The 21,807-nt window shown below is 47.0% G+C and carries 18 protein-coding genes, 1 pseudogene and 1 CRISPR repeat array; of the genes and pseudogenes, 8 read left to right on the top strand and 11 right to left on the bottom strand.

From position 1 onward, the window contains the following. The first annotated feature begins 159 nt into the window (after positions 1-159). Positions 160-447, top strand: a complete 288-nt coding sequence (locus SK3146_RS23720; protein ID WP_249861085.1) for a hypothetical protein — start codon at positions 160-162, stop codon at positions 445-447. An 83-nt stretch (positions 448-530) separates the two neighbouring features. Here the strand turns inward: SK3146_RS23720 and SK3146_RS23715 are convergent, their stop codons facing one another. Together SK3146_RS23715 and SK3146_RS23710 are read right to left on the bottom strand one after the other, a co-directional pair. Further along, on the bottom strand, positions 531-1,319 hold the full coding sequence (locus tag SK3146_RS23715) for a TatD family hydrolase (RefSeq protein ID WP_249861084.1): 789 nt from the start codon (positions 1,317-1,319) through the stop codon (positions 531-533). A gap of 481 nt (positions 1,320-1,800) precedes the next feature. Beyond that, positions 1,801-3,144, bottom strand: a complete 1,344-nt coding sequence (locus SK3146_RS23710; RefSeq protein WP_249861083.1) for an ABC transporter substrate-binding protein — start codon at positions 3,142-3,144, stop codon at positions 1,801-1,803. Positions 3,145-3,340: 196 nt separating this feature from the next. On the opposite strand from SK3146_RS23710, the gene SK3146_RS23705 reads away from it, so the two are divergent. Next, entirely contained in the window at positions 3,341-4,249 is a 909-nt protein-coding gene (locus SK3146_RS23705) for a helix-turn-helix transcriptional regulator (RefSeq protein ID WP_249861082.1), read from the top strand. Positions 4,250-4,315: 66 nt separating this feature from the next. Here the strand turns inward: SK3146_RS23705 and SK3146_RS23700 are convergent, their stop codons facing one another. After that, a complete protein-coding gene (locus tag SK3146_RS23700) occupies positions 4,316-4,624 on the bottom strand; it encodes a hypothetical protein (protein ID WP_249861081.1) in 309 nt (102 codons plus the stop codon). 188 nt (positions 4,625-4,812) lie between these two features. Next, on the bottom strand, positions 4,813-4,992 hold the full coding sequence (locus SK3146_RS23695; protein ID WP_249861080.1) for a hypothetical protein: 180 nt from the start codon (positions 4,990-4,992) through the stop codon (positions 4,813-4,815). A gap of 250 nt (positions 4,993-5,242) precedes the next feature. Here SK3146_RS23695 and SK3146_RS23690 point away from each other — a divergent pair, with 250 nt between their 5' ends. After that, the gene (locus SK3146_RS23690; RefSeq protein ID WP_249861079.1) at positions 5,243-5,587 is read left to right on the top strand and encodes a helix-turn-helix domain-containing protein; all 345 of its coding nucleotides are present in this window, start codon (positions 5,243-5,245) and stop codon (positions 5,585-5,587) included. A gap of 422 nt (positions 5,588-6,009) precedes the next feature. Then, a CRISPR array of direct repeats spans positions 6,010-7,570; the repeat unit is 32 nt; unit sequence ATTTCAATCCACGCACCCGTGCGGGGTGCGAC. Positions 7,571-8,179: 609 nt separating this feature from the next. On the opposite strand, the gene cas7c is transcribed toward SK3146_RS23690, so the two are convergent. The 6 genes from cas7c to SK3146_RS23660 all read right to left on the bottom strand — a co-directional run bounded on the left by cas7c (position 8,180) and on the right by SK3146_RS23660 (position 15,686). Beyond that, entirely contained in the window at positions 8,180-9,091 is a 912-nt protein-coding gene (gene cas7c, locus SK3146_RS23685) for a type I-C CRISPR-associated protein Cas7/Csd2 (RefSeq protein ID WP_249861078.1), read from the bottom strand. Beyond that, positions 9,088-10,875 carry a type I-C CRISPR-associated protein Cas8c/Csd1 gene (gene cas8c / locus SK3146_RS23680; RefSeq protein ID WP_249861077.1) on the bottom strand — a complete coding sequence of 596 codons (1,788 nt, stop codon included), beginning with the start codon at positions 10,873-10,875 and terminating at the stop codon, positions 9,088-9,090. The genes cas7c and cas8c overlap by 4 nt, the downstream gene beginning before the upstream one ends. Beyond that, entirely contained in the window at positions 10,872-11,609 is a 738-nt protein-coding gene (gene cas5c / locus SK3146_RS23675; RefSeq protein WP_249861076.1) for a type I-C CRISPR-associated protein Cas5c, read from the bottom strand. Before cas5c ends, cas8c begins: the two co-directional genes overlap by 4 nt. Before the next feature lie 27 nt (positions 11,610-11,636). Next, entirely contained in the window at positions 11,637-13,865 is a 2,229-nt protein-coding gene (locus SK3146_RS23670; RefSeq protein WP_249861075.1) for a CRISPR-associated endonuclease Cas3'', read from the bottom strand. A 280-nt stretch (positions 13,866-14,145) separates the two neighbouring features. After that, a complete protein-coding gene (locus tag SK3146_RS23665; protein WP_249861074.1) occupies positions 14,146-14,598 on the bottom strand; it encodes a hypothetical protein in 453 nt (150 codons plus the stop codon). A 98-nt stretch (positions 14,599-14,696) separates the two neighbouring features. Continuing rightward, positions 14,697-15,686: a hypothetical protein gene (locus SK3146_RS23660; RefSeq protein WP_249861073.1), complete on the bottom strand. Its 990-nt coding sequence runs from the start codon at positions 15,684-15,686 to the stop codon at positions 14,697-14,699. Between the two features lie 229 nt (positions 15,687-15,915). Between SK3146_RS23660 and SK3146_RS35340 the strand changes: the two genes are divergently transcribed. Then, on the top strand, positions 15,916-16,041 hold the full coding sequence (locus SK3146_RS35340; protein ID WP_375295575.1) for a C1 family peptidase: 126 nt from the start codon (positions 15,916-15,918) through the stop codon (positions 16,039-16,041). A gap of 194 nt (positions 16,042-16,235) precedes the next feature. Here the strand turns inward: SK3146_RS35340 and SK3146_RS23655 are convergent, their stop codons facing one another. Next, complete coding sequence (locus tag SK3146_RS23655) at positions 16,236-16,811, bottom strand: hypothetical protein (protein ID WP_249861072.1); 576 nt, start codon at positions 16,809-16,811, stop codon at positions 16,236-16,238. Between the two features lie 694 nt (positions 16,812-17,505). On the opposite strand from SK3146_RS23655, the gene SK3146_RS23650 reads away from it, so the two are divergent. The 4 genes and pseudogenes from SK3146_RS23650 to SK3146_RS23640 form a co-directional block, all read left to right on the top strand. Beyond that, on the top strand, positions 17,506-17,796 hold the full coding sequence (locus tag SK3146_RS23650) for a transposase (protein ID WP_249861071.1): 291 nt from the start codon (positions 17,506-17,508) through the stop codon (positions 17,794-17,796). Further along, positions 17,793-18,215, top strand: a complete 423-nt coding sequence (locus SK3146_RS35335; protein ID WP_434006910.1) for an IS3 family transposase — start codon at positions 17,793-17,795, stop codon at positions 18,213-18,215. The genes SK3146_RS23650 and SK3146_RS35335 overlap by 4 nt, the downstream gene beginning before the upstream one ends. Before the next feature lie 653 nt (positions 18,216-18,868). Beyond that, the gene (ltrA, locus tag SK3146_RS23645; protein WP_249861070.1) at positions 18,869-20,392 is read left to right on the top strand and encodes a group II intron reverse transcriptase/maturase; all 1,524 of its coding nucleotides are present in this window, start codon (positions 18,869-18,871) and stop codon (positions 20,390-20,392) included. 95 nt (positions 20,393-20,487) lie between these two features. Further along, a pseudogene (locus SK3146_RS23640) lies at positions 20,488-20,940 on the top strand (IS3 family transposase); the annotation flags it as partial. Between the last annotated feature and the right edge of the window lie 867 nt (positions 20,941-21,807).

The following is a 21,807-nucleotide window of genomic DNA, read 5'->3' as shown; positions in this document are numbered from 1 at the left end:
TTTCTCTTTAAAATCAATGCCAGGTAATAAATCCCCGATGCCATGCAACCTATTATGTTCACCGGCGTCTATATGCTGACAACAAAAATCTTGAAATGAGGTGAACCATGAAGATACTAGACGGCCTCTAGCTTCCCCCTAAGGAGGTTAGAGAGCCAAATGAGCCGAAGTGTAAAAAAATCACCGGTATGGACCGATCAAACGACGCCGGGCAGCCGCTGGGCCAAGCGCCAAGCAGGCAAAGCCGTGCGCCGCTTCAATGATGAGGTTCAAAACGGCAAGTGGTACCGGAAGCTGTTCTGTTCCTGGGATATTTGCGACTACCGTTTTTTCAAAACAAGACAACAAGCGATACTCGAATGGGAAACCTCCCGCTGGGCGCGGGATAGAGAGAAGACACGCGCAGAGATCATTAACGAATGGGAAAAAGCGTATAGAAGAAAATAAGCGAAGAGCGCCGGCCAGGGAAGCCCGGTGCCCTTCGTTTTTATATTTGGGTGCATCATTAGCCATTCGCCGCAATGTTCCCTCTAGTCTATACCGAAAAATTCCGCCGTCGTCTCCGTCGCAGCCTTGGCGACTTCTTCCGCCGGCTTGCCGATGCATCGCGCTACGGTTTGCAGAATATGCGGCAGGAAGGCAGGCTCGTTCCGTCCATTCGCCGGCTTTTCTTTTAAGTCTCGCGGAGTCAGGAAGGGCGCATCCGTCTCCAGCATAAGCCGGTTCAGCGGAATCATGCGGACCAGCTCCTGAAGATGCTTGCCTCTTCTTTCGTCGCAAATCCAGCCGGTAATTCCGATATAGAGGCCCATATCAAGATAAGCCTTAAGCTCTGACCGGGTGCCGGTAAAGCAATGGACAACCGCCTTGGAGACCGCATGCTCCTTAAGAATGGCAATAAAATCCGCGGACGCTTCCCGCTCATGCAGAAACAGCGGCATGTCCAGTTCGAGCGCCAAGCGGATTTGCTCGGCGAACCAATGACGCTGGACGTCCCGCGGCGAGAAATCCCGGTTGTAGTCCAAGCCGCACTCCCCGATCGCCGCCACCTGCGGCAGCGCCGCCAATTCGCGCAGCTTCGCGATCGTCTCTTCATTGCAGCTCTTCGCATCGTGAGGATGCACTCCCGCCGTCGCATACAGCTTCCCGGGATAACGTGCGGCATAGCGGGCCGCTTCGCCGCTGCTCCTCAGACTCGTTCCCGTAATAATCAGGGGCGAGACCTGGCTCTCGGCCGCTCTTTGCACAACCTGCTCGCGATCCTCGTGAAACGAACGGTGCATCAAATTGACCCCGATATCGACGATAGGATGATTCATGGCTTGATGGCTCCTTTTTCTTGGTTTCGGTATATTTGGAGAAAGCCTCTAATCACCCGAGCCTCACTAGATCCGATTTAGGAAAGCCTATTTCCCTCGTCTTTTTCCTGCAATACGAACAAGAACAATGAATCTTACCTTTAGCAAACTTACCCGGACACTTCTCATGCCATCCAAGCTGCTTAGCAAGCCTGCGCTTAAGCTGGATCACCCGTCTTCGATGATGCCGATAATCTTTACGAATCAAAACCATCGGCTTCATGCTATGCAAACTCCACTCTCTGCGCGCCGTTTCAAAGAATTACTTTAACTATATTCACTTATTTTGGGAATATCAAGCATCGCAACAGGCTGACGGCGGGGCAAGCAGACGTTTTCCCCTTCTATCCGCAATCATTCCACAATACTGAAAAACCGATGCTCCTTAGCAAAGGAATCATCGGTTTCGTTCACACCGCCAGCGGCACTGGCCTCAGTTCGTCTATTTCGCTTTCTTCGCCTCTTCGATGCGCTTCTCAGCGAGCTCCGCCGCTTCGCGAAGAGCGGAATTAATGTCCTTGCTCCCGCTCTCCACCGCAGGGAACGCTTTATTGTATTCGCTCGATACGATCGAGTCGTACTTATGCAGGGCCCCTTTCGGCGCTGGCGTCGATTCAAAGACAGGCTTTAAGTTTTTTCCCTTGAACACGGGCATATCTTCGCCAAAATGTTTGTTGATCTCCTGGTCCGTAGAGGAAGTCAGAAACCCGTTCTTGACGAGCTGCAGCTGAGGCTCCTCGGACAACAAATACTTAATGACCTGGAACGCCGCCTCCTTATTGGGGCTGCTGCTGGTCACGTACAGGTTATGGGAGTCGACGGCCATAGACACTCCCGGCGCTTCCTTAAAGCTCGGCATTTGCGCCATATCCCAGTTGAACGTCTCGCCCTTGGCCTCCAAATCGCTGATCCAGGACGGCACATCCGCATACATCGGCCACATCGCCAACGTCCTGTCCTTCAAGAATGCATCCTTAGGCGTGGAAGGGCGATTTTCGTTGCCCGGTATTTTGTACAGCTCGAGCAGCATCTCGTAAGAGCGCTTAAAGCCTTCCTCCTGCAGCAGCGCCGGTTTTTCCGTCTTCGGATCTACGAAACCGAGAGACAGTTGGCCGGTGAATCCGCTGAGATTCTGATCCAGCCCCCTGTAATTCACGCCGTTATCGGTCCGGGTAAGCTGCCGTGACAGCTCGATCGCCTCTTCCCATGTCATGCCGTCTTTCGGGTACGCGACGCCGAACTTATCGAAGATGTCCTTGTTGTAATACAAGGCCGACCAATTCACCCAGAACGGCAGACCGACAATCTGTCCCTGATCGCCGATCTGCTTGATCGTATCCATAGCCGGCTGGTTCAGCTTATTTACGTCGACCTGATACTTCTTGATCAGATCGCTCATGTCGTACAGCAATCCCAGCTCCTTATACTCGTTCAGCCGCGGCGGGCTATTATACAAGATGTCGGGAAAAGTGCCCGCAACCACAAGCTCGCTTGGATTCGTGCCTTTGCCTTTTCGGATAAGATCCAGCTGAACGTTGGGGAATTTCTTGGTCACCGGGTCGATAACAAACTTCTTGTACCATTCGTCAGGTAAGCTGATATCTACATACATCGATAAATGGGCCGATAAATTCGTATCGAACGCATCGGTATTCGCAGCCGGACCGGGTGGCTCCGACGTTGTGCCTTGGGCATCTTTTTCCCCGGAGCAGCCCGTCAAAACCGCCAGTAAAAGCATCCCGGAGGCGGCCAGCGAAGCCGTTCCTTTCCAAGCGTCAACCTTCATCCTTCCCATTCCTCCCCTATCGGCAGCAAAGTGAACGTTTTTCTTAAACGATGCTCTTTTTTCCTTAATCATAATCGGAGGGGGAGCCGCTGTCTTTATGTAAAACGCTTACGATTTATTCTATTTTCCGATTGAATGAGGCGAACTTGCCGTGTATGATGGGGAGAATAAGAAGGCTTCAAGGGAGGCGTAGACTGTGAGAATCCCGGTATACCGGTTAAAAGTCGATTACTTGACCCGCTATTCGGATTTCAATCCACTGCTGTTATTTGCGCAAAAGTACGAATTTACGCCCAAGGAGCAATGCCCGCTCCGAGTATGCTATGCGAATGCGGTCATCCTGGTGGAAGAAGGCCGCGGCACTCTCCGGCTTGACGGAGAAGAGCATGCGCTTCAGCCCGGATCTCTTGTCTATATTGCCGCCGGGCGCCCCCATCAATGGATATCCGACGAGAAGCGGCTGATGGTGCACCGCTGCGCCTATTTCGATTGGAAGTACGTCCACAGACCGGAGTTTCATTACCAACGGGATTATTTCAAGCCGGTCGACCGGCCTTTCATGGAAGAACGGGCGAGCTCTCTCCCCGGTCTACAGCTGCATCAAGTGATGAAGGTGAACAACGTCGGGCTGTGGCTGTCCTATTTCAATGCCTTCACGCAGCCCCCGTCGCTGCTGGGCGTGCGAAGCCCGATCGAGTCCCTGCAATATAACGCGGCTTTCCAGACGTTTCTCTATCATTTCCTAAGTACAGCGGCCAGGCAGGATGCTTGGGGCGATCCGCGCATCGTTCAAATTTTGGAGAAAATCGACAGCTCGCCGCTGGAAAAATCCGAAGCGGAGCTGTACCTTTGGGCCAAAGAACTCGGGCTCGGCCGCAGCCGGTTTCATCAGCTTTTCAAGGAGCAGACCGGACATACCCCGAACGAATACATTCAGCGCCGGAGACTGTATCAAACCGCGGACGATCTATGCGCAACCAACCTGTCCATTACCGAAATCGCTCATAAATACAACTACTCTTCCATCCATTATTTCTCCAAAGCGTTCCGCAGCGTGATGGGGGTATCCCCGTCCGAGTTTCGTTTGAAGCATCGCTTAATGTAAAACTTTGTCTTACGGCAGAATGAGGTGATTAGAAACCGCGGTGCGGTGGCGCAGCCCCTCTTCTATCTACAAGCGGCGCAGCATATGCTCCGTCTTGAACATAAGCCTGCGAACGTTCTCCTCTGCCGGAGGCTTGTGGAAGAAACCATCGTAATGAGCGGAGACAAAAAACAGTTCATTCAAAAACATCTCTGTATCCCAATCCAGCTTGCCATGCGACTGAAGGTTCCTTAGTAAGAGTTCATTCGAGGGCGGAAGCGGCGGATAAGCGCCGTTCACCTGGATGTATAACGCTCTAAGCTTAGCCTGCGCCGCCATCCCCGTAACCGTCACGCATTCCTTATACATGCCTTGCTCCAAGAATACGGCACCCATGAACATATATCTTCGGGATTGCTCAAGATACATCTGTACATCCGATAGCAAACGCACGCTAATTAATCCAGTTGACATTTTAAGCCGTTAACCTTCCGTCTTCATTCATCCGGAAAACCTCCTGTTCTACTCCTCTGCGCAACAGCAATGCCTCCCATCCGTTCCAGGTCATACTTGACCCACCCCATTTACTCCAAAATGACAGAAATCCAAATAGGATCATCAAGAACCATTTCGATCCGGGCGATCTTGTAGCTCATGGCTTCGTATGAAACAACGTTGACCAGCCGAAGCAGCAGCAAAAATTCCGATATATCGCCGACCTGCTTTTCAATCCACTGATCGTTAGGAAGTAACCATCGGACCATTGAACCATTCATGACGATATCCCCGGCTCCTTTCCAAGTTGGGCTACTGGCTGGAAAGCATAATTATTGCTGTTTGAATAAAACTTAAGATAGCAAGATAAAGTCATTGATTTCAAGTCAATCATTTGTACCTCAAGTTATAAATCATTATACATTTGACTATTATATGTATCAATATTTATTTTTTGACTCTCTAAAGGTTATTTAGTGTTTGTCCGGTTACCTCTACACTCAAAATGAGGTGTAAGCTATGTCAGAAATTTTAGTTCATGTCGGAAAACGCATACGCGAGATTCGAAAGGCGCAGGGCTTATCACAAAACGCTCTGGCTGAAAAATGCGGGTTTACTTTTTCATATATCGGAGGCGTGGAGAGAGCGGAGAAGAATATTTCCCTCCTCAATCTGGAGAAAATAGCTACCGGCTTGGGCGTAGGCGTGCATCAATTTTTCGTGTACTCATACCAGTATGAGCAGCTTTCCTCCAATGAAAAAATCATTCAGGAAATTGTCTCCATGCTCGTTCAGCATGACGACCAGACGATAGAAATGGCCAAAAATATATTGACTGAAGTGCTGCGGCATTCCCGCGGCTAAACCATAGACGCAAAAAATCCCCTTCCGCAGTAACGTAAGTTGACGTTACCGTAGAAGGGGATGATTTTTTTAGACAGTATCGGCAAATAAAATCTCCAAAGCTTTCAAGCAATTTTTTTTATTGTTTACAACCCCCGACCTCACATGTTCATCGGTGTCTTTTGCCACTTTAACTGTAGCGCAGTTGTGATTCGGTTTTTGGCAGCAACCATGCTTCGGACATGCGGATCTTCATCCTCGGCCAAAAGTTTCAGGACTTCCAAGGGAACCTCTTAATTATGAGCCACAATTTCATTTCAGAGTATCGAATGGGGCGATATCCCGACGCAAATTGATCTGGATATTATTCATTCATCACTGCGGAAAATTCATTCATGAGGTACCTCCGGTTCATCAACCACTTCGATTTCACCGTTCGCATAATTTCAATCTACGTACCCGTGCGGGGTGCGACGCATATATCCAGTGATCCCGGATGATGTCGTCTTAATTTCAATCCACGCACCCGTGCAGGGTGCGACTTCGGGGATCGTCGAGGCCGTCTTTAGTCGTCCAATATTTCAATCCACGCACCCGTGCGGGGTGCGACCCGCTTGTCTATATAAATCTTGCAGTCTGCTAGTTATTTCAATCCACGCACCCGTGCGGGGTGCGACTATTTTTCTGATACGTTAATGCCCTTTCCACAACATTTCAATCCACGCACCCGTGCGGGGTGCGACGTGTTCATAAAAGTGACTTCCGCAAGCTTGCGGTATTTCAATCCACGCACCCGTGCGGGGTGCGACCTGTATGGCGTTGAATCCTCGGCATATTGCCGAATTTCAATCCACGCACCCGTGCGGGGTGCGACAATCAATAGCCGATTTGGTTAACCATCCGAAGACATTTCAATCCACGCACCCGTGCGGGGTGCGACGCAGTTAGCTGCGTCTACAAATAAGGCGTCTATCGTATTTCAATCCACGCACCCGTGCGGGGTGCGACAAAAGGGCGTAGGAAAAGCGTATACATACGCGGATTTCAATTCACGCACCCGTGCGGGGTGCGACTGCACTCGTCACGGCTCACATTGCAAGGCATTTCGGGATTTCAATCCACGCACCCGTGCGGGGTGCGACAACGCCTGCTTATCAATATGCCTCCGAGGTATATATTTCAATCCACGCACCCGTGCGGGGTGCGACAGTTCGTACCGTTCCCTCAACTCCGGTTTTCGCCGATTTCAATCCACGCACCCGTGCGGGGTGCGACGACTGGGTGTCTTTGTACAAAATCTCCGTCGGATCACATTTCAATCCACGCACCCGTGCGGGGTGCGACCCTCAATAGGGGCCTTCGCCGATGCTTTCGGTCATAATTTCAATCCACGCACCCGTGCGGGGTGCGACTCGTCGGCCATCCCACTCACGCTTAATGTCGGCAAATTTCAATCCACGCACCCGTGCGGGGTGCGACCAATCGGAATCGTTGTTTTCATAGGCCAAAAACATTTCAATCCACGCACCCGTGCGGGGTGCGACTGTATACAGATTTTGGACCAGGGAGGCAGCTGCAGATTTCAATCCACGCACCCGTGCGGGGTGCGACTAACGGGCTTAGGAGACTGCCTAAGCATCAGCAATTTCAATCCACGCACCCGTGCGGGGTGCGACCGTTGAGTTGGACGGCGGTTGCAGATCCTGATCTATTTCAATCCACGCACCCGTGCGGGGTGCGACATGCTTCAGGAGCAGCCTTCCGAAATATCTCGATATTTCAATCCACGCACCCGTGCGGGGTGCGACCGATTATTCGGCTCTTCGATTTTTGAGGATAAATTTCAATCCACGCACCCGTGCGGGGTGCGACCATTTGATATATGTACTCTTATGCAAGTCAAAGATTTCAATCCACGCACCCGTGCGGGGTGCGACTAAGTCAGGCCGCCGACCTTTTCCAGGTTATTCTCATTTCAATCCACGCACCCGTGCGGGGTGCGACTCCGATTTTCAAGGAATATTAACCCTGAAAAACGATTATTTGCTTTAATAATACACCCAATCTACTGAATAAGCCATTAGATATAGAAGCATCGCTATAATCCGATAACACCATTCGATTTCGCACAGGTGCGAATCCCCCGGGAAATTCATGTTCGCTTCACATTCGCACCACGATCTAGCGGCCGACTCAGCAGCAATGTAAGTCCCATTCGCTTTCGTGTCCAGCTTCGCTCGTGAATCACGCCCTAGAATAAAAAGCACCACGGCATTTCACGTTGAGCTCGCAGTTCTTTACACAACTTCAGAACCGGCAGGAGAAGTAAACATTCCGTAAGCAGATTGATCAAATTCAACTTGGCATTTCGTTAAAACTTGGTCTCTTCCCATGTGATATGAACTGCATTAGCGGACCTCATCCCCCGTTTGAGTATTCTGAATATAGCAACGAAGTGGGGACGTGAAATTGCTCACCTCCCCACCTCATCCCCGGCTCTCCTACTCAACCAGAGCTCCGATATACCCAGCAGACTGGTTTCCGAATGTGTCAAAACTGGGAATGGGAGCATTATTAAGATTGATTTGATATGTTAATATGGATACTCTGATCCTACCTCTCAATGAGTTTGACACTGGAAGGTATCATCTCTTTCTTAATGGAAACGATATAATCTTTATAATCTCGTGCCGGCTTTCCTTCGTTAATCCGACTAATAGTAACTGCGTCAAAAAGCTTTTGTACTGGAATGTTCCCCATCACTGAAGTGTGTTCGAAAACAACTAGTTTTCTTGTTCCCATCAACCCGCGTGCCGCAGAACGGTCGTGCTCGAACAAATTTTCGAGCGCTTCCCAAAGAAGCTCCAAATCGATCTCAGAAAAACCGGTTTGATTTGCAAGAGGTGCTGAAATGAAGCCATGAGCGCGGTAAAGCCCGTATGGAATCGTAAATTTCCGTCCCATAGTACGGTTTTCGCCACCCTGTTTTGCCGCTTCTGCTTCGGTTGCTACAGCCATTCTCGTGATGCTATGTTCCAGTGAAACGACCGGTTCTACTGAACGAGCGAAGGTGAACTGCACAGGCCCGCGGACCTGTCCCGCATTCGGCCCGGTAGACAAAACAGCGCCAAATGTGCGAATATCGAAAAAGTTCTGACACATAAATTGCCTTGCCCGCTCGATTTCCTTTCCTTGACCTTGGCCAGCCTTAATCCGCTTCTTTCCATCCTCCGCATCAGCCGGAGATTCGTTCAAATCAATATCCAAGCTGATGTATGCCTGCTCAATCGTATGGTTTAAGATTGACTTTTCTTTCACAAATATAGCGTACGGAGGCTGATTACCCATCTTTAATCCAACATAATTCCGTACCTTTCTTTTCAGACAAACATCCGTTACGAGCCCATGTCCGGTTTCGGGATCGATCCGGGGCAAATTGCCGGCATCGGGATCACCGTTCGGGTTTCCGTCCTTCACATCAAACAAAATCACAAAATCATACCGCTTTTGAAGTGCTGTGCTCATGATAAGTTCTCCTCCTCAGTTATATCTAAATTGTTTTTGCCTGATGCGTCTTGTTTGGAAGTAAAAAAGTTTTGTCGCTGATGATAGTAGCCGATCGCAAAAAGTCCTTGTTCGTACAAGTTGAGATGAGCAGGAAACTCTCTCATTTTCCCCATTATTTCGCCAAGAAGCGTTTCAAAATGGACTACTCTTCCTTTGCGTTCAATCTTGGCCAAATGGTGGTTTTTGAGGCGAAGCAAATTTGCAAATACGGCGACTGGAGTAGCGCATGCTGCTCCGTAATAGCGTTCCCGAATTGTCGTATTAAGCTCCGGGTTTGCTTCTTCCTGAATTTTTTCCAAAACGGCAAACAATCTGCCCAGTTGATAACCAACAGACGGTTGATTCGTATCCAATTCCCGTGTTACCTCCTTATAATTCGGATGCGGATAAAACCGATGGTATCGATTCATATAAGCTTTTAATAATGCTGCGCGAACGGGTTTCACCCGATATTCCGTATCGCTGCGAATACGGCGTAGAACCGCCTGCAATAAAGTAGTCGGATAAGGCATCCCTTCCAAAATAGATCGCATAAAATCACCCGATAGATTTGGCGGAATATTTTCGCTTTTGTCCTGAGTTGCAACATTTACCAGGATACGCCATACGGAGTAGAACTCCGGCTCCTTGGGTGGCTTGATGATCTCGAAGTCTTCAAAATAGTTCCTGATTTTGGATGAAAACTCAGAAACCGTTCCCACTTGCCAGAAACGAATTGATATCCGCGCCATGTTCGGTGCAAGCCCCAGAATGAAGAAACGGGTAGTTCCGCTCTCTTCCATGTATGCCCCGGTCTGTACCGATTCGAACAATGCTTTCACTTTCTCGATCCCCGCAGCTGGATTGTCCCTTTCAGGCTCTTGAAAGAAAGAAGAAAAATCTGTTTCGAAAACACTCTTTTTTTCGGCCCAAAATACGACGGAAGCATCGCCTATGTTCAAACGCTGTCTCGGAGAATCGAGTAAATCATTCAAAGCTTTCACATAACGGGAAGCCACTACCTTGCCAACTGGTGCATTGAAGCTTTGCGTTTTTGAATATGAATTAAAAGCTTCTTTATTAAAACTTACAATATTTGCTCCTGAAGGCTGTGCATGCTTAACCCCTTTAATTACCGGATGCGTTGCTTCCACGACAGTGTGTTGTTCTCCCGTCACCAGACATGTCCCAATCCGAACATCCGAATCCTTCGATTCCACTGCCCGTTCAAGGGCAGCAGCAACTATCGGCGACAAAAAAACTGTCTGATATCCCGTCTGAAGAACACGAAAGCTGACTTTTACACTCCCTTTTTGCAAAATTTCACCGTACTCGGGATGGTTCAGTGCCAAATCAAAGTGACTTCGGTTCCCCAATCCTTTTTGAAGAAAGCTGCGCACGGCATGAATACCAGCATCACTCGCCGGACCGATCCACTGGTCGATGGCATCGATCATGCTTTGCAAACGTAGACTCCCTTTATCTCCCAAACCGAGCACGAAAGCAGCATTATCCCACAGTAAGTTCGCGTCTTTACCGCTATTCGAGTGTTTTAAAGCTTGTTTTCCGATATTAGGCAACTGAAAGGGACGAGAGAGCATTTTTTTACCGTCTATTTCCCTTAAATCTGAAATATTACACAAACATCCATCAAGGTCGAGCTCAAATAACAAGTCAATGTTTCCCTCGATCCAACCGTCCTGTGCGATTGCCCCTTCGGAGACCTTCCTGTCGTAATATTCCTTCAAGGCGAGCAAAATCATCCTCTCACCTCAATTTCATTGCGATTGGTGTTCACGGTCCCCCGATACATTTGCGCACGGAAAAAGAGTGGTGTCGGATCGTCGACGTTCCGTTCAAAATCCATATCATACAACATAAAACCTAAATCCCGAGTTTCATCTATAGGGCTCTCCAATTCTTCAACGGGATGTTTAATCAGCCGGAAATCGCAGGCAAACTCTCGACAGCCTAAATAAGGCCGATGAAAACATTGCCCCTTCCCAGCTCTCCGCTCAAACATGGCGGCATATTTAGCAGCGCTTTCATCTATTCTGACTGATTCGTTACGTTCCTGCTCATTTGCCCAAACTCCCTGCCCAATCGGGCGATTACCTCCTCGCTCTCCAAGCGGAATAAAGTCAAAATAACCGTGAATACGGTAACGAACATCTTTTAGAAAAAGCCCGGCACGCTGTAATCGTTCGTCTTCAATCCAAATTCCTATCGGGGCACCCGGCATCCCAGCCATTTGTTTGGAGGTAGGACCAGATGCTCTCTTGCCGACCTCGTTCCTGCGCACGTTAATCCATTTAATCGGATTTAACACTTCAATTTTTGTTATTTTCCATCGGATCGCCGGTTTCCACAAAATCGATTCAAAAATCGCTCTCGCCGCCGACGGGGTGATCACATCATAGCTTACCCGCTCCACTTTCATTTCCGGCCGGGTAAAACAAGCATAATCCCCCCACACTTCCAGGCACCAATTATGCAATCGAATTTCTCCTTTCCAAAACATAAATTATGACGTAGTATCAGTTGCGTCTTCAATACGTAACCCTATGTGTTTCGAATACGCCCGCTTGGGCAACAATGCAAACATCTGCGGATACACCTCCTCAATGACTTTTTTTTCCTTTAGAATATTAAAGTCACGTTTATAAATGCTAACAGTGTATCTTTGCAGCTTTCTCAACAGTCTTCGGTCGGGTCCCTTCACTTTTAATTCATCGATAAGTCGATTGCTTTGATGATAACGAACCCAAATCGTCTTTTGCTCCTCATCGTCGATTAATTTGAATTTATTTGCCGCCGTCCTGAAGAAAATACTACACTCCCTCGGATCATTCTGAATAGGATCCAGCAGTGCAATAACTCCTGCTTTATCCAACGAATGAACCTTCCAGTACATTTCCTCGAAAAACGTTTCGAAATCGGCATTCGATATGTCATGAGCATTAGACATCAAAATGCTTCTCGTTGTTTCCGCCGCTTTGCGCAGAATTCCTTCCGGCGCTTCCCGAGGCGGATTAAACACGACAACTTTCCCCAATTGGGACAATTTCCCTTCTCTATTACAGCGTCCTGCGGCTTGCGCTATGGAATCTAATCCAGCCATTGCTCTGTATACAACAGGGAAATCCAAATCGACTCCGGCTTCAACCAGTTGCGTGCTAATTACACGAACGGGCATATGATCCTTTAATTTCTGTTTCACTTCACTAATAATATCGCTGCGATGCTGCCCGCACATCAGCGCAGACAGATGATAAGTTCCTTCCGGCATTAGCCTGTGTAATTCGCGGCAACTCTTCCGGTCAGAAACAATGCACAATACCTGGTCATATCGCACCAGCTCTCCGGCAATTTCTTCCCAACTTGAAGCCGTATGCAGATCAGAGGGAACTAGAATGCGATTGCGGGTTAACTCATTGAAGAGCAGTTGGATATCTCCCTCTTTTCCCATGATCTCTTTGATTTCCTTCAGTCCTTTAAATAGCTTCCCGTTGATCGTTCGTTCCTTAAAAGCGGGTTGCGTCGCAGTGGAAATAACAAAACTGACATCATAGTGGTCGACAAGCAGCCTCATTGTTTCAAGAATGGGGGCCAAAAATTCTGCTGGAACCAACTGCGCCTCATCTAGTACAACGACGGATCTGGCAATGTTATGAAGCTTCCTGCACCGACTAGGCTTCGCCGCGAATAGCGATTCGAAAAATTGGACTGATGTGGTCACAATCAACGGAGCATCCCAATTTTCTGCAGCCAACCTGGATTTAACTGTTGAATCAGTATCATCGACATTAGAGTGATGTTCGACTATTTGGTCTGCTCCAAGAGCAGAACGAAAAACGTCCGCATTTTGTTCAATGATGCTGCTGTACGGGATCACGTAGATAATGCGATCAAGACCATGGAACTTTGCGTGTTCCAGAGCAAAGGCCAGGCTGGATATTGTTTTTCCCCCTCCGGTCGGCACCGTAAGTGAGAACATTCCTTGCTCATCTATCGCTCTTTGTCTGCATGTTGCTCTGATCTGCTTTCTAATTTTATTTACTTGCGTGTGCTCGGAACGCACATCTAACTCATTGCAATACTGGTTGAGTCGTTCAAGTAGTTCTGATATAGAACAATACCCTCCCCTGGTCGAGGCTCTCATACGATCCATGTATCGTTCAGTATCTAAAAAATCTGCGTCTATAAGGCTTGAAAACAACATTCTAATCCATAACGACAAGTCCAGGCCACTGGCGAACTTCCACGGCGGATGCAGAGGGTTTACTTCACGCAGACGATCAATAATGCTGCCGTCAATTTGATCCAAGTCATTCACTTGGTTTTTCTGAAACTGAAGAGAGGCAAGCCCCGCACCTTCGGCGCTAGACCAATCCGGCAACCCTGCGTGATGACCGGCAATGCAATATGCTAGTATTCGCCCGATTCCCTTGCCAAACAACTGTTCAACCAACTCGGCGCCATGGATAGCATGCGGAATTTTTCCGATTTTACCTTCCAAATGGGCATCTTCGTCATATCTACTTTTCGCTTTCAAATACTCCTGCCATAGAACTCTTCCTTTGCCAGCGTCGTGGGCTAACCCAAGCACTTTCCCCCATTCCCCGGACCGGAACTTGGAAGAGAAACTTTCCGCTAGACGTGCCGTCTCTTCCGCGTGTTGCGACAAGAGGTGAGGATGAGACCAACTGCCATCATCATTTTTGACTACGTGTGCGATGAACTCCTTATTCATTTCTCTATCCTCTCATGCGAATCATACTTTATATCTTTATACGTTAGTATCCATTTCACTCTAATTTACATTTTTACCAAATATGAATTCATTACCACAATTCGACAACATTGAGCAAAATCCCTTCCTCATCTATAAAATAAGAAGAACAACCCCAATGTAAAGTTGTTCTTCTCATTTCAAATATTTTTCAATTTGCTTGCCCTGCAGAGATGGCTCTATCCTGTGAGCAAATACGGGCCACATTTGGGATCCGAGCGGCAACTCCAGAATCGACAAGCTAAACATAATTTTTATTGGGTATATAAAGTTCAAGAATTTCCCTTTTATAATCTTCATACATAACCAGTGCCTCTTGCAATATGCATATTAATTCATTGTAATTTCGAAATGAAGGTTTTCTAACATTATCTTGATAATTACCATCCAATCGTGCTTTTAATAATCCCCATGGTAATCCTGACCAAATAAATTCGACAATTCCGTACTTAAGCGATATAAAAAATGAAAAGAACTCCAGTGACTTTTTTTCTACAAGAATAAAAAACTTTTCCTTCTTATTGTAGCTAGCTTCATAGCCTAACCCTCTAATAATATCTATTACTTCATCCTTATCATAATTTTCAAAGCACTCTGCCAGAGAACAATCATATTTATTGGATAAACTTCTATAACGGTCAATAAAATTGATCCTCTCCAATGCCAACTTGATCACCGATGGTAATAATTTCATAATTATTCCTCCCTTGAACTCGAGTCTACAACAGTTTATGTAAACTTCAAAACCGACGATTAAGGAAATCTACCACCGTTAAAATATCTGTTTTGCTATTACGTATCTTCCCCAGATTCGGAAGTTTGTTTATTCATATATTCCTCACGAATTTGATACAGGGTCTTGCCGCTTTCTTTTAATACCGAGAAATCATAGGTCGCTATATTGGACCAGCCGAATACTTCCTTTAACCAGGCCAATAATGACTTTTCCTTACCATCAACACGAACGTTCCCGTTATTAAGCAAGGTCGCTTCATCGTCTCTGCCTTTGGCTACAATAATATCTCCTTCTTTAACAACACCCCATTGGAGCATTTCATCAATTTTAGGTAATGAGCGTCGTTTAATATCCTTGGTTAGTTTGATTCTGGATGGAGTTCTTTCTATTAAATTGACATAGTAGTCATCATAGTTGGCTAGCGGCAGCAGTTTCTCGGCAGTTATAAGCAATTCATGATTAATTGTATAAGGCGTGAGCTTGTAACAGCTCATATCTACGCCATTACTATTCAGCCAAGCGACGGCAGACAATGTTTGATCGTCATAGCCTGAAGCAACGAGGATGATCTTTTGTTTCTTATTGAAACTGGCTTCAGCGCCGTTCACTTTCAAAAACTCGTTTAATTTTCTAAGTCCGAGCTCATATGAAGTCAACTCGCCGAGTTCAAATTCGCCTTTATGCTTTTCAATGTAGGGAGCATAAACCTTTTTAACAAGATCATCCGTATCTGCTATCGTTGCGTAACTGGCAGCGTATCGGATAGCCTGAAATTCAAAAGCCTCTTTTCGATTTTCAATATCTTTGCGATCCCGTTTAATTTCTATCAATACAATATTCCCGTTATTATCTACAGCAGTAAGATCGCTTCTTCCGAGACTTTCGTTCTTCACTTGCCGCCCGACGATAAGCATGGACTCCTCATCGTCGCAGAGCATTTCGATACTGTTCCTGAGAAGCTCCTCCATATCACTTTCTGCCATTTTAAGCTCTGCAAACGTCACAGCATCAACCTTTGTCGCCTTTTTATTTTTTATATTGTACATTTCCTGTCCCCCATAGTTATACGATAATAGCGCCGCGGCGCCTGTATTTTCCACAATGAATAATCAGAACCATTGAAGCGCAAATAGTGTAATATAACATGAATTTCGACAAAAACAGGAAAAATCCTCCATAAAGCTGTAGCATTCCCGCGGCAAAACCATAGACATAACTATTCCCTTCCCCGTATCGTGCCCATGCCGATTCCAGGTGAAGCATACCTTGGCGGCCATGCTGTTCTTGCTGTTGGTTGGTTACAAAAAGATCAATGGCAAGATATACGCTATCGTTCGCAAAAGTTGGGGCGTGTATTGGGGTGACAAAGGTTACTTCTATTTGCCCCAAGGAACACTTTGATTTTTACGTTCAGGACATGTGGAACGCTTGATAAACCTAGTAAAATAACGATAGTATGTATGATAGCGTAATACTTTCGTACAGTCCGTTTTCTTGTTTTTGTGGCCGTGGAATAGCGAAACCCCCGTATCGTTATAATACGAGGGCTACTACAGATGATTTACTGATATACGTTCTACATTCGCATTCGTCACTTAAAACGTACCGCTAGTATCTGATTTACCCGCTCCAAAATTAAAGCTGTAGTAAAGAACCGAAGTTGCAAAAGGTGTAACCCCAGCCCTGGAGTCATAGATTTTTTTTAAGTTTTCACTATCATCTTTTTTAACTTGACCGTAGTCAGGGGAACCTTTGATAGCATTAATAGTTCTCGGCTCTATTATGACTTTCCAAGTATTGTTTTGCTGTTTACCCACAGTCAGTTCGTCAGGAGAAATGCCTGCATCTCGATGATTTATATCCACTTTTAGACGGTATGTTGTTTCACTTACCTTTTCGAGCGATTTAACGGCGTACCCAGTAACAGGGTCATTTTTTTGCTCAATTTCAAGCTGGTTTTTAAACTCTACATTATTTATACCTAACTTATTTACTACATTATCGACAAGGGTATTAATATCGTTTTTCTTATATGCATCGAATACCGTCGATACTACTTGCTCAGGAGTGCTGTTCTTAGCAATAGATGCATCGGCAAAAGCCGCAGCCGAGACAAGGGCACCCACAAGGAGAACGCTTGCCAAAATAGATTTGAAACCTCTCATTTTCAACGTTCTTCCCTCCAAATTTTTTTATTATTTAGTAATGCCTCACAAGGATACTCCAATACGAAAGACCAATCAACCATTTCACACCAAAAAAGTTAATTAGAACTATTAATATGAGACTGATGATATAACATCTTACTCTTTCTGGTTTCCATAAGTAACTCCGTCGTAGTTACCGCCGTGGCCTGGGTCAATAATAAAAGATCTGCCGTTGATACTTGGCATTCAACATGAGCATCAAATAGCCCCAACCTAGCGATGGGAGCGAGGTTCAACTATGCTGTTGCTACATCTTCTTGATCCGGCGATTAATCCACGCAACCGTACGAGGGTGCGACCAATGATCCGCAAACCATCCCCTGCACAAAGCTATTATTTCAATCCATGCACCCGTACGGGGTGCGACAGAAAGTATTGCTAAAGATCGCAAGATGATGCTAATTTCAATCCACGCACCCGTGCAGGGTGCGACTGGTTGAAAAGTTTTGTCATGATTCGGCTTATTGATTTCAATCCACGCACCCGTGCAGGGTGCGACTTTTCGGTTCCGATCAGCCGCTCGACCATCCAGATTTCAATCCACGCACCCGTGCAGGGTGCGACTCCGATTTTCAAGGAATTGCTGTTAGACTAAAAAGTAGACACGGCGAACCGAGAATAGGATACAATCAACTTATCCGAATTTGAGGTGACCGTGATGAAAAAGAAAAGCTACGACAAAGAGTTCAAACGACAAGTCGTTCAAATGATTCAAGAGGAGGGGAAAGCCGTCCCTCAGGTGGCTAAGGAACTCGGTTTACATGACAATACCGTATACCGATGGGTAACCGAATTCAAGCAGGATGGGACACAAGCCTTCCCAGGAAGTGGCCAACTGAAGCCGGATGACAAGGCCCTGCGGGACCTGCAAAAGCGAATCCGTGAGCTAGAAGAGGAGAACGACATCCTAAAAAAAGCGATGCACTACTTTGCCAAAGACCGGCGCTGATCTTTCCATGGATCTATCTACACCGCTTCCAGAGCTGTGTTGCGAAGTTATGTGCGATCTTCAACGTATCCCGAAGCGGTTATTACCAGTGGACCCGACGCAAAGAAAGCAAGCGGGCTAAACGCCGGAGAAAGCTGGAGCGGCACATCCGCCGTATCTTCCTGGATTCCCGCCGCCTATATGGAAGTCCGAAAATCACACGGGTTCTTCACAAGCAAGGCAAACGGGTATCAGAAAAGACTGTAGCCCGCATCATGAAGGAGCTCGGCTTGAAGTCCCGCACCGTCAAGAAGTACAAGGCCACGACCAACTCGAAGCACAGCTTACCGATTGCAGCGAATGTCCTCAATCGGCAGTTTCGGCCGGATGCCCCCAATCGAGCCTGGGTGACCGACATTACGTATGGTACGCCCAGCTAACAAGTTCCTCTAATGGAACAGGTTACTTGAGCATGTTTGGAATGCATGTTGAAATTTTTTTTTTACAGACATGCCCTTCTTCTGCTGTGAGAAGAAGTGAGCCGAAGCGGCGGTGACTTGCCGACACTGGTAAGGTGACGTAGTCCGCGGGAAATGGGGCTTGCGGCGAAGCGATTACGCCAAGATGAGTCTCTAGGCTGAGCATGGGAAGGTTGAGGAACACGAACCTATTAAACCGCATCTGAGGGTTGAAATGTCACCCCTGCCTACATCGCTTAACAGGCAGGTCGCGGCCTGAACTTCCGTTAGCCGAATTGACGGAATTCACGAATGTCGACCAAACATGTACGTTGGCCGACAGGGATTCACGAAGAGTGCTCAGCTAGATCGTAATGTCCGCGACGACTTGCAGATAGCAAGGATAAAGACTGCGATAGGCAGCCTAACCCATGCGTGGAGTCCAGCATGTGAACTGGGGAAAGTCTGCATAGATGCCAAGGGAGTGTGTGCCCCGACGCTATGCAGAATGACGGAGCCTCCGTAGTAGTCCGAGACCGGGAAAGCCGGTCACATGGCAAAGGGAGGCAGTTTAAGTGGTTTGCTTGGCTCATTAACTGACTTTAGTGAGGTGAAGACCTTTGATAATCAGTGAAATGCAAAGCAAACTGGCGACATGGTCAACAGAAAACGAGGAACGCAAGTTCGACCGACTTATCAGAATAATAGCTGACAGGTCTTGGCTAAGTGAAGCGGCTCGCATCACTCTCACTTCAAGCGGAGCTCGAACACCGGGCGTAGATGGCATAGACAAGCGCAGGATGGAAGCAATGCTTGATCTTGAACTGGAAACGTTACGCTATGAATTGCTGACTGGAAATTACTGTCCGCAACCTGCCAGGCGAGTCTATATCCCAAAAGCGAACGGCAAACTCAGACCGCTAGGTATCCCTTGTCTTCGAGATCGTATCGTACAAAGAGCGATGTTAATGGTTATGGAACCGATATGGGAAAGTGATTTTCACCCGGTATCCTATGGTTTCAGACCGGCGCGAAGCGTCCATCATGCTATTCGAACTGTCAAAATGCAATTGCAGGATGGGAATGAACAAACGAATTCCACTGCTGGTCGCTGGGTCATTGAGGGTGACTTGGCAAGTTACTTCGATACTGTTCACCATCGGTTACTCATGAAGGCTGTCCGTAAACGCATCTCTGATCAGAGATTTTTGTCCTTGTTGTGGAAGATGATCAAGTCAGGATGCGTGGATCATGGTTTATTTCGCGCTTCAAGCGAAGGAGTTCCGCAGGGCGGCGTCATTTCGCCGCTACTATCCAATATTATGTTACACGAATTTGATCAATGGATGGAAGCGAAATTTCTGAGTAAGAAGGTACGAAAAGATCGGTGGGCATGGAACTTTGGCATACAAAATAAGCGTCCTATCGCGATACGTGAAAATCGGCAATGGAAACCAGCGATTTCTTACTGTAGATATGCTGACGATTTCGTAGTTGTCGTCAAAGGGACCAAAGCGCACGCTGAGGTAGTCCGGGAGGCATGCCGGGAATTTCTCGAAGTTAAGCTAAAACTCACGTTAAATATGGATAAGACACATATTACACACGTGAACGACGGTTTCACTTTCCTTGGCTATCGGATTATTCGCAAACGAGGGTCCCGGGGGCGAATGCGCCCTGTCTCATCTATTCCATGGGAGAAATACCGCCGCTTTACTGAGAAATTAGTCAAACAACTGTCAGGGAATTACGGAATGAACAGGATGGACTTCGTTGAAAGTCTTAACCGACAACTTGCAGGATGGGCAAATTTCTACCAATATACTGACCATACAGCGACGATATTCAGCAAAGTAGATCGCACGGTATTTTGGAAACTCGGATACTGGCTTGCACGAAAGTACAAACGTGGCTTCCGATCGTTAATGCGAGAATTTGTCCGGTCACCAGAAAAGGGGAAAGCGAAAATCTGGATCCTGCAGGGGCAAAATAGTCGGGGATTCTATGGGACACTGGCGCTCAGACGACTAATAACCAGTCGAAAACGTTGGTTCACATGGAGAAATCCAGAAGAAAATCCCTACATTCTGCGTTCTGAGAAACGTCGTACAGTAGAATCATATTTTGACGAAGTCGCCTTTGCTTTGAGCAACACTTAAATGGAGAGCCGGATGCGCTGAGAGGTGCAAGTCCGGTTCGGGAAAGAGAGGTGGGGAGATAGTTCGACTACGCCCTATCTCTTATTTCACTCGCCACGGAAGAGGGATGGTTGTATTTGGCCAGCGTCATGGACCTCTATAGCCGCAAAATCATTGGGTTCCAGATGGGAGATCGCATGACAAAGGAACTAGTCATTCAAGCGCTGGATCGAGCTTATCATCAGCAGCGGCCCGGAAACAACGTGCTCCATCACTCGGACCGCGGCAGCCAATATGCCTCTCATGAATACCAGGCTCGTTTGAAGACCTACAAGATGAAAGGCAGCATGAGCCGCAAAGGAAATTGCTACGATAACGCGTGCATCGAATCCTTTCATAGTGTGATCAAGAAGGAATTGATCTACTTGGAAAAGTTCAAGACACGGGAACAGGCGCGCAAGCGGATCTTTGAATATATCACTTGTTTCTATAATGCCCAACGTATTCATTCCACGATCGGGTATCTAACTCCCAACGAATGCGAACGTATGTACCGTAAGACTGCCTAATTCTCTCGATTCTTTGTGTCTACTCTATTGACAGAGGTACAGAATATTAACCCTGAAAAAGGTTTATTTGCTTTAATAATACACCCAATCTACTGAATAAGCCATAAGATATAGAAGCATGGCTATAATCCGATAGCACCATTCGATTTCGTATAGGTGCGAATCCCCCGGGAAATTCATGTTCGCTTCACATTCGCACCACGATCTAGCAACCGTCTTTCACCGTTTACTTGATACGAGCCTCGGCCGATGCCGAACGGTCATTCGACAGCAAATTAAGTCTCTTTCACTTTTCCCACTCTGCTTCGCTCGTCAATCACCCTTCTCAATAAAAAGCACCGCGGCATCTCCAGTTGAGCTCGCAGTGCTGTATTCTCTCATCAAATTGGAAAAAACGGCCGATGGCTTAGGGGGAGGCGTACATCCACGACTAAAGTTATACATAAAAGGCATTCATATTATTCCATAGCATGGAGATGAGGTAAACAAGCATCCTCCTCTTTCAAGATTCTCTTAACTCTCTTTAAACTCTCTATACAATAAATGACATATTTTGATATAATACCGGTGTACAACAGACTTGGGTGGGAAAGTATTGCCTCCAGAGTGGAGGTGATGCTTATGCAATTTTCGCTGACGGAAGTGATCATGCTTGGCATGTTCTTGCTGGCACTACTCACATATCTGAAAAAACGAAAATAACCCGCCCAGGTTGACGGCCTGCGGGTTATTTTCTGGTCTTTGACTGGGGGTTTCCCACCCAAAATGTTGTGCAGGGAGTCGGATGGCCGTCCGACTCCTTACTTCTATCCTAATCATATCATGGCTATTTCATTCACGCAATTTCCATCGAGAAAGTGCCATTAA

The organism is Paenibacillus konkukensis (assembly GCF_023523925.1).
GTDB lineage: Bacteria > Bacillota > Bacilli > Paenibacillales > NBRC-103111 > Paenibacillus_S > Paenibacillus_S doosanensis.
Note: the sequence above shows the minus strand (reverse complement) of the source record. Positions and strands in the feature narration are given on the sequence as shown.